At 54.9% G+C, this 12,941-nt stretch carries 7 protein-coding genes; 6 read left to right on the top strand and 1 reads right to left on the bottom strand.

What is annotated here, in order from left to right; translation table 11 throughout:
- Positions 1–357: 357 nt before the first annotated feature.
- A complete protein-coding gene (uvrA, locus tag HY868_01430; GenBank protein MBI5300769.1) occupies positions 358–3,234 on the bottom strand; it encodes an excinuclease ABC subunit UvrA in 2,877 nt (958 codons plus the stop codon).
- A 149-nt stretch (positions 3,235–3,383) separates the two neighbouring features.
- Between uvrA and HY868_01425 the strand changes: the two genes are divergently transcribed.
- The 6 genes from HY868_01425 (at position 3,384) to HY868_01400 (ending at position 12,834) form a co-directional block, all read left to right on the top strand.
- Positions 3,384–4,013 (top strand): hypothetical protein, encoded by a 630-nt coding sequence (locus HY868_01425; protein MBI5300768.1) that lies wholly within the window; start codon positions 3,384–3,386, stop codon positions 4,011–4,013.
- 176 nt (positions 4,014–4,189) lie between these two features.
- The gene (gene phnD, locus HY868_01420; protein MBI5300767.1) at positions 4,190–5,371 is read left to right on the top strand and encodes a phosphate/phosphite/phosphonate ABC transporter substrate-binding protein; all 1,182 of its coding nucleotides are present in this window, start codon (positions 4,190–4,192) and stop codon (positions 5,369–5,371) included.
- A gap of 64 nt (positions 5,372–5,435) precedes the next feature.
- Positions 5,436–6,194, top strand: a complete 759-nt coding sequence (gene phnC / locus HY868_01415; protein ID MBI5300766.1) for a phosphonate ABC transporter ATP-binding protein — start codon at positions 5,436–5,438, stop codon at positions 6,192–6,194.
- A 67-nt stretch (positions 6,195–6,261) separates the two neighbouring features.
- Positions 6,262–8,250 (top strand): phosphonate ABC transporter, permease protein PhnE, encoded by a 1,989-nt coding sequence (gene phnE, locus HY868_01410; protein ID MBI5300765.1) that lies wholly within the window; start codon positions 6,262–6,264, stop codon positions 8,248–8,250.
- 270 nt (positions 8,251–8,520) lie between these two features.
- Positions 8,521–11,919: a hypothetical protein gene (locus HY868_01405; protein MBI5300764.1), complete on the top strand. Its 3,399-nt coding sequence runs from the start codon at positions 8,521–8,523 to the stop codon at positions 11,917–11,919.
- 21 nt (positions 11,920–11,940) lie between these two features.
- Positions 11,941–12,834, top strand: coding sequence for a hypothetical protein (locus HY868_01400; GenBank protein MBI5300763.1), 894 nt, complete (start codon positions 11,941–11,943; stop codon positions 12,832–12,834).
- Positions 12,835–12,941: the final 107 nt, after the last annotated feature.

Raw genomic sequence — 12,941 nt, 5'->3', positions numbered from 1 at the left:
CTTAAATGCACATATTTTCGTGCAAAATGCCCTATTATTGGGAGCGCTCCCATTATAAAGGGAACTGTTTCATCTGTCAAGCCCTGAACACGCGTTCTGGTTCACGGTTTATCTGGTGCTTCTATTGGACGCGATAAATTTTGGGACGCGGATGAACGCGGATGAACGCGGATTTTTTATCCGCGACAATCTGCGTGAATCCGCGTCCCAAATTACCTTGTTCGATTTCGGCTTGTCCAGGTTAGCGCGGTGGGTGGGAATAAAACACAAAAACGGGCGAAGAATCCTTGCCTTCGCCCGTTCGTCTCAATTCCAACACCTTCGTCAGAATCCAGGTTTCTCCTAGAAACCTGGATTCTATCTCTGATTGCCGATAGCATTTGGTAACGATGTTGAATTCAGAATCGGTTTTAGAAATTGTCCGGTGTACGATTGCTTTAAGCGCGCCACGTCTTCCGGTATGCCTTCCGCGATGATGCGTCCGCCGCCGTCGCCGCCTTCGGGACCCAGGTCTATCAGCCAGTCCGCGGTCTTGATCACGTCGAGGTTGTGTTCGATCACGACGACCGTGTTGCCGGTGTCCACGAGACGATTCAACACTTCGAGCAATTTTTCAACGTCTGCCATGTGCAAGCCGACGGTTGGCTCGTCGAGAATGTAGAGCGTGCGCCCGGTCGCGCGGCGCGAGAGTTCCTTCGACAACTTGATGCGTTGCGCTTCGCCGCCGCTCAACGTCGTCGCTGGTTGTCCCAGGTGAATGTAACCCAGACCTACATCGCGCAACGTTTCGAGTTTTTTGCGAATCGAAGGAATGTTTTCAAAGAACGCGAGCGCCTCTTCAACCGTCATGTCGAGCACGTTGGAAATATTTTTGCCCTTGTACAATATTTCCAATGCTTCGCGATTGTATCGTTTGCCATGACAGATTTCGCACGGCACGTACACGTCCGGCAAAAATTGCATTTCGATTTTGATGATGCCGTCGCCCTGGCACGCTTCGCAACGACCGCCCTTGACATTGAACGAAAATCGTCCGGCTTTGTAGCCGCGCGCTTTGGCTTCGTTCGTCGTCGCGAACAGATCGCGAATATCGGTAAACAGTCCGACGTACGTCGCGGGATTCGAGCGCGGTGTGCGACCGATGGGCGATTGGTCAATGTCAATCACTTTATCGAGCAGGTCCGTGCCGGTGATGCTATCGTGTTTGCCTGGTTTGTCTTTTGTGCCGTAAAACACTTGGGCGAGACGACGGAACAAAATGTCCACGATGAGCGAGGATTTGCCTGAACCGCTCACGCCCGTTACGCACACAAATTTACCGAGTGGAATCTTGACGTCAACGTGCTTGAGATTATTTTCTTCCGCGCCTTTGATGACGAGACACTTGCCATTGCCGGCGCGGCGTTCTTTCGGTATGTGTATTGCGCGCGCGCCGGTGAGGAACGCGCCGGTGATCGAATCGGAGCAAGCCATGATTTGTTTCGGCGTGCCAGCGCAGACGACGTGTCCGCCGTGTTCGCCTGCGCCGGGACCCAGGTCAACGACATAGTCCGCGGTGCGAATCGTCTCTTCGTCGTGTTCGACGACGAGCACCGTGTTGCCGAGATCGCGCAGACGCAACAACGTTTCGATGAGTCGCTTGTTGTCGCGCGGGTGCAAGCCGATGCTGGGTTCGTCGAGAATGTAGAGCACGCCCATCAACTGCGAACCGATTTGCGTCGCGAGGCGAATGCGCTGCGCTTCGCCGCCGCTCAACGTGCCCGCGCTGCGGTCGAGCGTGAGATAATTGAGACCGACGTTGACAAGAAAACCCAGGCGCGCGCGAATCTCTTTGAGAATTTGATACGCGATCGTTTTTTGTTTTTCGGAAAAGTGATTCGGCAAATCGTTGACGAACTGGAGCGCCTGCACAACCGACATCCCCGTGACCTGGACGATGTTGCGCTCCGCAATCGTCACCGCGAGCGCTTCGGGTTTGAGGCGTTGACCTTTGCAGACCGGGCACGGTCGCGAAGTCATTAGTTGTTCGATCTCTTGACGAATATAGTCCGAATCGGTTTCCTTGTAACGACGTAGTTGATTCGGAATCACACCTTCGAACGTCGTGTCGTACTCGCGCTTTTGTCCGAATTGATTTTCGTACTTGACGCGAATGTTCTCGTCGCCGGTGCCGTAGAGAATTCGGTCAAGGTGCTCGCGTTTCAATTCGCGCACTGGCGTTTCAGTCGAAAAACCGTACTTGCGTGCGACCGCTTCGATGAGTTTGCCGAAATAACTTTCGCCGTTGCCGCTGTCAATCCCGTTCGCGCGCAACGCACCTTCGTCGAGCGAAAGGTCGCGGTTGGGAATGATGAGGTCGGGATCGAGTTCCATCTGCGTGCCGAGGCCGGTGCACGCGGGACACGCGCCGTGCGGCGTGTTAAACGAAAATGTGCGCGGCTCGATTTCGCCGAGCGAGATGTTATCAATCGGGCACGAAAAGTGCTCCGAGAACATCAAGTCTTCTTCGTTCTGTCGCGCGATGATAACGACTCCACCGCCGAGTTTCAACGCGGTCTCGACGGAATCGGCGATGCGACTGTGGTCAGTGCTTTCGCGTTTGATGATGAGGCGATCCACGACCGCTTCAATCGTGTGCTGTTTGTAGCGGTCGAGTTTGATGTCCTCGTTCACATCGAGCACATCGTCGTTGACGCGCACACGCACGTAACCCGCTTTGCGCACATCGTCGAAAACTTTTTTGTGCTCGCCTTTGCGGTCTTTGATAAGTGGCGCGAGAATCATAATACGCGCACCGTCCGGCAAATGCTCGACCGCGTCCACGATTTGCTCGACGCTCTGCCGCGCGATCAGGCGACCGCACTTGGGGCAGTGCGGCTCGCCGGCGCGCGCAAAGAGCAAACGCAGGTGATCGTAAATTTCGGTGACGGTGCCGACCGTCGAACGCGGGTTGTGGCTGACGCCTTTTTGGTCAATCGAAATCGCCGGCGATAGTCCCTCGATTTGATCCACGTCCGGCTTTTCCATTTGACCGAGGAATTGCCGCGCGTACGCCGAGAGCGATTCGACGTAGCGGCGTTGACCTTCGGCGTAGATCGTGTCGAACGCGAGCGACGATTTGCCCGAGCCGGACAAGCCGGTGATGACGACAAATTGATCGCGCGGAATTTCGATGTTGACGTTCTTTAGATTGTGTTCGCGTGCGCCGCGAATGATGAGTTTGTCTTGTGACATTTTTGATTTCTGATTTTAAATTTTGGATTGCTGGTTCGTGGTTCAGTCTGGCATTCTAGCACGAAAAGGCGATTTGGGCAAAACGAATAGAATGTCTGTTCGGATGGGCGGTGGGCAATTTGGAAAATTACCCCACAGAAGGAGAAGCGGTGGAAACGAATTCATTCCTCGTACGACTGGGCGCGTGGTCGGGCGCGCTTGCCGCGCTGATTCTCGCGGCGATGATCGCGGTTGGTGCTGGCGCGAGCCCAGACCTGGCGAAACTGCAATCGCTCGCGCCGGCAACGGTCGCGCAAGCGCTTCCAGGAATCGCGGCTACGGCGCAGACCTTGATGGTCTTGGACGATCTGTTCGTCGTCGCGTACATTACCATGTTCATCGGTCTCGCGGCGTACGTGCGTGAACGCGCGGGTTGGCTCGCGATCATCGCGCTCGTGTTTGCGTTGCTCACCGGGTTTTTCGATTTCGTCGAGAACAGCGTCACGCTCGCGCTCGTCGCGTTCGCGCAAGCGCGCAACCCGATCGAGCCAGGTCAGTTATTCGCGATGACGATCCTGTCCCAGGTCAAGTACCTGTGCACGAATGTCGCGCTTGCGTTGTTTGGCGCGGGATTGTGGAACATGGACGCATCGCGTGATCGCGTGATGAGCGTGTTGCTCTTTTTATTTGTTCCGCTCAATGTTCTAGCGTTTGTCATCGCGCCCTTGGCGACGGTGCGGGTTTTCGGTATGCTTGTCCTATTAACGATGGGCGCGGTGATCCTCGCACGGCAAAGATAATTTGATAAAACTATCAAAGTGATGTATCATACGCGAGTGAATGAATCGGCACGCAACGTCGCGTGCTTCACGCGAAAAGGAGGTGGTGCGAGCAAGACCTAGTTGTGCGAAACTGGACGCATGCCTCGCCGATGTGCGGGGTCAAAGATTGACGACCGATTTCAAGGAGGAGAAGAATGAAAAAGTTCGTTCTGTTCGCGTTGTTGCTGATTGTGTTCGTGGTGGTTGCGTGCGCGCCTGCGCCGACGGCAACCCCAGTACCACCGACGGCGGCACCCAAGCCGACCGATGCGCCGAAGCCAACGGCGGTCCCACCAACCGTCGCGCCGACTGCGGTTCCCACCAAAGCGCCCGAACCAACCAAAGCGCCAGAGCCGACCAAGCCCCCGGTCGCCGCGGCATCCCCGACCGCCGCGCCCAAGCCGACGGTTCCCGTCGCCAAGTGTGATCCGGTCGGCGCACCCATCGCCGTTAAAGCTGGCGACCTGGGTTCTGCAGACAAGCCCATCGTGATGTCGTTCGTTCCGTCCGGTGACGTGGCGCGCATCACGAAAGGCGGTCAGGATATTGGCGACTGCTTGAAGAAAATGTACGGCTTGAATTTCAAGGTTGAGGTTGGTACGACATTCGCCGCCTCCATCGAAGCGATGGGCGCGAACAAGGCGCAAGTTGGTTTCCTCAACACGTTCTCGGTTTTGCTCGCGCGCGCCAAGTACGACATCGAACCCGCGCTCGCGGTGATGCGCAAGTACAACACGAACGCGATTGATCCCGACAAAGCCGACGCCGGCAAGTTGACCGCGTACTACAAAGGTCAATTTATCGCGAAGAAAGATTCCAACATCAAAAGTTATGCCGATCTGAAAGGCAAGACTTTTTGCTTTGTAGACCCGAACTCGACCTCCGGCTACATCATTCCGAACATCATCCTGAAGGCGAACGGCATCAATTCCGAAAAAGATCTCAAAGCCGTGCAGAATGCCGGCTCGCATAACAACGTGGGTCTCGCGGTCTACAAGGGTGATTGTGACGCGGGTGTGACCTTCATTGACGTGCTGACCGACGCCGCCGCGAATCTCAAGGCGACGTATCCCGATATCGCGGATAAGGTCACTGCGTTTGCCGTCACGGACAAAATTCCCAATGACGGTGTGCAATTCGTCAAGGGATTCGATCCCGCGATGAAGAAAGCGATCACGGATGGTCTCGTCGCGATGGCGAAAGATCCGGGCGGGAATGCGGTACTCCGCAGCATCTATTCGATTGACGACTTTCAAGTGATCAATGCCACGTTCTACGATGATTTCGCTGGCGTGCTCAAAAAAGCCGGTGTAGATCCCGCATCGCTCGTCAAGTAAAGTATCTGAAAACCTGGCAGGTCTCCCGACCTGTCAGGTTTTCGTTGTCTCTCGCGGAGTCATTATGCTGCAAGTCGAACATCTTTCCAAAGTGTACCCCAACGGAACGCGCGCGCTCACCGATGTGAGTTTTGAAGTGAAAGAGGGCGAATTTCTCGCGGTGATTGGACTGAGCGGTTCGGGCAAGTCCACGCTGTTGCGTTGCATCAATCGTCTGATTGATCCAACCTCCGGTAAAATTATTTGGAATGGCACGGACGTTACCGCGCTCTCGTCGTCCGATATGCGAAAAACGCGCCGGCAAATCGGAATGATTTTTCAGCAATTCAATCTGGTCAAGCGTTCGTCGGTGATGACGAATGTATTGTCGGGGCGCTTGGGTTATGTCAGCCCGTGGCAGAGTCTGTTCAATTATTTCTCGTCTGCGGATACCGAACGCGCGCTGGCGAGCCTCGATACGGTCGGGCTGGGTGAGAAAGCGTACGTCCGCGCCGATTCGCTTTCCGGTGGACAGCAACAGCGGGTCGGGATCGCGCGCGCGTTGATGCAAGAGCCAAAGTTAATTCTCGCCGACGAACCGGTCGCGTCGCTCGATCCGGTGCTGGCGCATTCGATTCTCAAGTACCTCGAACTACTGAACAAGGAACGCGGCATTACCGTGTTGTGCTCGCTCCACTTTCTTGATCTCGTGCACCGGTACGCGACGCGCGCCATCGCGCTCAAAGATGGTCAACTCGTTTTTCAGGGCTTACCCAAAGAGATTGACGACGCGCAATTCAAGGCGATTTACGGGCAAGAAGCCGAACGCGTCACCATCGTTTGATTTTCGATTTTCGATTGGGCAAATCAAATCGAAAACCGGCAATCGGCAATCGGCAATTGGAAATCCTATGACACTTCCGAACTCTGCGCAATCCTCCCGCGCGCTCACCGCGGGGTTTCTCTCGCTCGTCCTTCCCGGCGCGGGACAGTTTTACCTCAAGAATCGCTGGCGCGGGATTGCCATTTTTGGAACCGCGATCACGCTCGCGTATTTGATCTATTGGGCGCTCGATTTTTTCAAGATCGGTCAAATCGAATTTGGCGGTGTGACCACGAGTTGGTTGTGGCTTGTCCTCGTAGCGTTCGCATTGTGGAACATTTACGATGCGTATCGCGTGGCGCGCGGACAAGCGAGTTTCGCGTGGATCGGCTTGTTGCTCGCGGCGGTCGTGTTATATTTTCTCGCGTGGAATGTGACCGATATTCGGCTCGAGCGCCTGGTTACGCGATTTGACGATGCGCGCAAGGTCGGAACCGCGCTGGTGAATCCCGACCTGGTTTCGCGCGAGGTGGATGGCGAAGCCGCGCGCTGTTCCTGGGAATGCCTGTGGAATCATTTCACCGGCAGCGAAGTTGCCGTCAATCTGCAACTCAGCGAAAATTTCGGCGATATTTTTGGCAAGGTTGTTGAAGGGACCTTCAAGCCGGGCAAACTGGTCGAAACGATTGCGATTGGTTTGATCGCGACCGTGCTCTCCATTTTCTTGGCGATCCCCTTGAGTTTTTTCGCGGCGCACAATATCATGGCGCGCGTGCCCGGTGGGACCGCGATCTATTATGGGATGCGAACGATTCTCAACGTCGTGCGCGCGGTGGACACGGTGATTTGGGGCTTGCTCGTGATCGTCTGGGTCGGCTTGGGCAACTTTGCCGGCGTTATCGCGTTGACCATTCACTCGATTGCCGCGCTGGGCAAGTTGTACTCGGAAGAGATCGAGCACATTGACGCGGGACCGATCGAAGCAGTCACGGCGACCGGCGCGAATCTTTTTCAGGTGATTCGCTTTGCGGTGGTTCCGCAAATCGTACCGCCGTTTCTCGCCTACACGCTGTTGCGATGGGACATTAACATGCGCGCCGCGACGATTATTGGTTTCGTCGCCGGCGGCGGCATCGGCTTTTTCGTGTTGGAGGCGATTCGGAAAAGCGCGTACGAGCAGTATGCCGCGGCGTTGTGGGCAATCGCGATTGTGATCATCGTTGTGGATTACGCGAGCGCGTATTGGCGCAATCGAATCTTGATCGGCGATACCCAGGTTACGCAAGCCGCGCCCACACCCTTGTATAAATCGCCGCGCGCAATCGCGTACACGATTCTGGGTCTGGTCGCGCTCTGGTATACGTGGAACGTGACGAAAATTGATCTGCGGACCTTGTTCGAACCCGCGCCGACGTTCGTCCGCTTGTTGACCGACTTTGTGACGATTGATGTGCGCCCGGATATTTTCGAGGTCGTCCTCAAGCAATTGATCGTCACGATTTTCCAGGCATTGCTCGCGACGACCCTGGGTGCGATCATCGCGATTCCGTTCAGTTTTCTCGCCGCGCGTAATTTGACCGGGCGCAGTCGTCTGTCGGTGTGGATTTATTATCTCACGCGCTTGGTCTTCGACATCTTGCGTTCCATCGAAGCGTTGATGTACGTCGCGTTGTTCGTGTTCTGGGTCGGCATCGGACCATTTGCTGGAATGCTTGCGCTTGCCGTGACGACATACGGTCTCATCGGTAAGTTGTTCGCGGACGCGATTGAAAACATTGACACGGGTCCGCTCGAAGCGATTCTCTCGACCGGCGCAACGCGTCTGCAGGCGATTGTGTACGCGATCATTCCGCAGATCGTGCCGCCGTTCATCTCGTACGCGATTTATCAGTGGGATATCAACGTGCGTATGGCGACGATCATCGGCTTTGCCGGCGGCGGCGGCATCGGCTTGCTCCTTTCGACGTACTTTGGGCAGTTGCAGTATCACAAAGCCGGCACCGTCGTCGCGCTGATTGTCATCGTCGTCGCGCTCATGGATTTCGCGAGCGCGAAAATTCGCGAGAAGATGGTGTAGGCGCAGAGAACACCATTTAATTTTGCGATTTCAGAATCGGTGTGTTATACTGAAAAACGAAGATAACGTTTGACTTGGTCCCACGAGCTGTACTACGCAGTCCATCAGTTCACTTTGACGTGCGGAGGCGATGCTTGTTTAGCAACGGCGCGCGTGACGAGTTCGTGGATGTTCGTTTTTTCGGATGCTAGCATCTGTTGCTGGGCGCGTTCGACGCGTGCAGAACAGGTGCTTTTTGTTATCTAATTTGGGGACGATTGGAATGATCCAATGACGCAATTCTTCAAACGGCTCACCCAGGTTTTCCTTTGCCTCGCCGGCATTTTAGTGCTATCGTTTTTCTTTCGCCTGTCCGAGCCGGCGACCATATTCTTTTGGCTGTGGGGGTTGGGAGCGACAGGATTGTTTTTCGTGAAGGTGGTACGTCCCTGGTTTTGCGAGTGGCGCACGCGAAAAGTGGAACCGCCATATCGCTTTTACAGTTTTGTCTGTCTGGTGCTATTCGTCGCGCTAATCCTAGCTGTATCACTGTTCAACATTTTTAGTACATCACTCTACACGCTCTACAAGAATCCGACGTACGACAATTTGCCGACCCGGCTCGATCTCTACCCGCCGTTGCTGGGTTTGCCGGGACAGGTCAACGCGATGGCGCTGAACGCGAACGGCAATCAATTGGTTGCCGGCGGTGCGGAAGGCAGAATTCGATTTTGGACGGCGAGCCAAAAAGATTTTGCTGGTCCCGTCGAATTGCCGAAAAGCGATTACACGCCGTACACCAAGTACCCCGATGAATTTCTCAGCATCGCGCATTCGCCCGACGGCGCGTTGTTGGCGTTTGGGAGCGCGGATCGTACGATTCGCCTTTTGAATTTTCGTCACCCCTTGTTGGTTCATCAGTTGCTTGAGCATAAAGCGCCTGTGCGCGTGCTGGCGTTCAGCCCGGATAGTTTGTTGCTCGCGAGCGGCAGCGATGACAAGACCGTGATTCTCTGGCGTGTGGGTGATGGATTGGTGTGGCGCAAACTCGAAAAGCACACCGCGCCCATTTCGGCGCTCGCGTTCAGTCGCGATGGAAAAACGCTTGCGACGGCGAGCGAAGACGGCGTCATCCATCTATGGCAAGTCAGCGATGGCAATTATCTGGGCAAGATTGACCACGCGGAGAAAATTCTCGCGATGGTCTTTGTGCCGGACGGGGCTGAATTGCTTTCGTTAAATCAAATGCGGAATTTGCGCCGACACCGCGTCAGCGACAAATCGTTGATCAACGAGATGTATCAAGACCGTCGCGAACCCATCACGAGCGCGGCGTTCAGCCGAGACGGCGGTTATTTTATCACCGGTGATTCGGACAAAAAAGTGCGTCTGTGGGAAACCCAGAATCCACCGCCGCCGACACCCACGCGCAACCCGCGCGCCACCGCAACACCAGGTCCCTCGCCCACGCCGCTCAAGCCGGCGATGTATACGTACGCGGGGCATGAAGGCACGATCACGAGTCTGGCTTTCGATCCGACGGGTGATTACTTTGTCTCCGGGAGTGACGACAAAACCGTTCGCGTGTGGAAAGTCATCGAAAGTAAAGTGGTTCAAGTTTTGGCTGAACACGATGAGCGCGTCTTGGCGGTGTCATTCAGTCCGAATGGAAAATCCGTTGCATCGGCAAGCGCGGAGAAAAAAATACGCGTGTGGCAATGGGCGGAAAAACGCATCACGCAACATTTCGACGGCGCGTTGGACCCGGTGATACGCGTCGCGTTCAGCGCCGACCCGGTGTTCATCTTCGCGGCGACGCGCGGTGGAACTCTGCGCCGATGGAATATCGCCGATCAACTTTTGCTGCGCGAATTGACCTGGGAGCCGTACCCGCTGACGAGTCTTGCCGCGCATCCGCTCGATAGCAATCGCGTCGTGGTGGGTAACGCGCAAGGTGCGGTACGTTATTATCAAATGACCGAGAGCGCGTATCGCGAGATCAAACCTTTCTCGGACGCGGTCACAAGTTTAGCGTACAGTCCCGATGGTGTGGTGCTTGCCATTGGTAGCGTAGATCGCGAGATTCAATTGTGGAAAGACACGACTGAATTCTTGCGTCTCCCCAGACAAAAGGGAACCGTCACGCAATTACTTTTCGCGCCGAACGGCAAAGTGCTCGCGTCCGCGAGTACGGACGGAAGTACGTTTCTGTGGTCGTCCGATGCGAATGGCATCACCGCGACCAAGCCAATCACGTTGGCGGCGTCCGGCATCGTCAATGTGATGACGTTTAGCCGCGACAGCAAGTTCATCATCACGGGAAGTGATGACAACCAGATTCGCGTGTGGAATGTCGAAGATGGCGCGCTGATGGATGCGGTGGACGCGCAAGCCAAATCCATTCACACATTGGGCATCACGCAAAACAATACTGTCATCGCGGCAGGTGATGGTAACGAATTTCCCAGCATTCAAGCGTGGGGCGCGATCAACCTACGCGACATGCAAGATGCTTTCAGCACGTATGCGCTTCATCGTTTCTGGTTGCGCCCGACATTGTTGCGCTTGTTCTGGGCGACGATCCTGGGTTTCATTTTATCCGCGGGTGTGGTGTGGCTCCTGGTTTCCGGTTACAGCGCGTTAGCGGCGCGCGTGATGCAAGCCGAACACCAGGATATCACAGTCCAACAAGCGCAGCGCTGGATCATGGATGTGCAACTGGGCATTCACAAGATCGAGCAGTACGTCGCGAACAATGACCTCAAGACCCTGCGCCCGGCGGTTGGCGATCTAGCGCGTCTCGGTGGACCGGGCGTGCTGATCGTGGAGGAAGGACACGCAGTCGTTTTGCAAAAGAGCGGACGCGTTACGCGCGTAGTTGGAAACGGCGTCACCTGGCTCGAACCGTTCGAACGCGCGAGCATGGTGGTGTACTTGCCGGTACGACCGGAAAAAGTCGTCGTCAAAAATGTCATGACGTTGGACAAAATGGAGCTGGGCAGCGTCGAGGTCTCCGTGTTTCATCGCGTAGACCGAGGGCATCCGACCGGATCGAGCGGGCAGTATCAGTTCGACGAGAAACTGATTCGCGAGAAAATCTGGTCGCCCAAAGGCGGCGATTGGACGAGTGCAGTGAATTCGATCAGCGCGTCCATCATTCGCGATGTGGTCGCGCAGTACAACTTTGAGGATATGATTGCGATTGCCGGCGATGCCCGACAAAAACTCACGAACGATTTGAAAGATACGATCAACGCGCGCACGATCAATGTGCTCGGGGTCGAAATTGTCGTCGCAACGATTGGCGCGATTGAGATTTCCGCGTCGGCGCGCGCCGCGCTCGAGAAAAAGATCATCGCCGAATTGGATCGCCAGGCGCAGGTCATTAGCGCCGAAGCCGACAAGGAAACGCGCGCGCGCGAAGGCGAAGGCGAGGCGCTCAAGTTTCGCCGGATGGAGCAAGAGCGCACGAGTTTGCGGAAGGAATTTTTCAAACAACTCGTTGACCCGCTCAACAACGCCGAAGGGATGCCTTTCCACAATGAGGAGTTGGCAAAACGTTACATGCAACTCATCGAGAAATATCTCGATGTGGAGGCGCTCGAAAAAATCGCTCAATCCGAAGGACAAAAGACCTTCATTGTCGGCGATAACCGGGGCTTTACCGGTTCGGTGGATGATTCGAAATAAAAACTAAATAGGGAAGCTGGCATGGACGAAAAAACGATGCAATCCGAAACTGAAACTGAAAAGAAGAACGGTTCTGAACCGGAGGAAAAAAAGCCAACCCAGTTGGCTTTTGATCTGATGCACTATCTTGAGGCGCAACATCTCAAAGTAAACTCACAACTACGCGAGGAAATTCTCCGGCTCTACAAAGAGGCATTCGAGCAAGATTTCAAACCGACACTATTTGCCGAAGCGATCAAGTGTGCGCGTGAATTCTACCAACTTGGACTGAGCGCCAGCGATAGTTATGCGCAAGGTATGGCGTGCCATTTCCTAGGCATGATTTATTTTGGACTAGGCAACCGCGGCAACGATTGGGACAGAGCACTCGAGCAGTTGCAGAAAAGCGTTTTTCACTTTGATCCATACTCAGGAGAACAGCGGTCCCACAACCTGGGCGTGGCATGGCTTTCGATTGCTTATGTCTTGGAGTGGCAATGTCGGCTCTTGTATCGTGATCGCTGGCAGGAGACCATTGACGCGTATCGTCAAGCGTTCAGCTGGTTCCGCGCGGCAAGCGACGACCTCGAAAAGGAAGCCGATAGCGGCGAGCGGCGAGTGACACTCAAGCATACCGATTGGCAAAAATCCCGCGACCACGCGCACCTCCTGGAACACGTCGCCCCGGCGCAAAAACAGTCGAACAAACCGACAGATGATGCGACGGAACCGCAAGCGAATGCCACGCCGATCATTGATGTGCCATTCGCAGAACGGTGGTGCGATCCGTTTAACTGGGAACGCGCCTTCAAGTTGATCGTTTTTGCTGAACAAGTGCTCCTATTCATCGCAGCTCATGTGATTTTCTTTGCGCTCTTGCGGTATATTCCCGAATTGGCTATTTACGCAGTACCGCAAAACTCACTTTTTGACTAAACAGGGTTCTCATGCACACTGTCTCTATCCTACCAAAGAAAGAGCAGCGCATGAGAACCCCAAAGACATTATACCATACGACGCCGACGATATATCCCTGTGAATTG

The sequence above is a fragment of the Chloroflexota bacterium genome, from assembly GCA_016219275.1.
In the GTDB taxonomy this organism is placed as follows: Bacteria; Chloroflexota; Anaerolineae; order UBA4142; family UBA4142; genus JACRBM01.
Note: the sequence above shows the minus strand (reverse complement) of the source record. Positions and strands in the feature narration are given on the sequence as shown.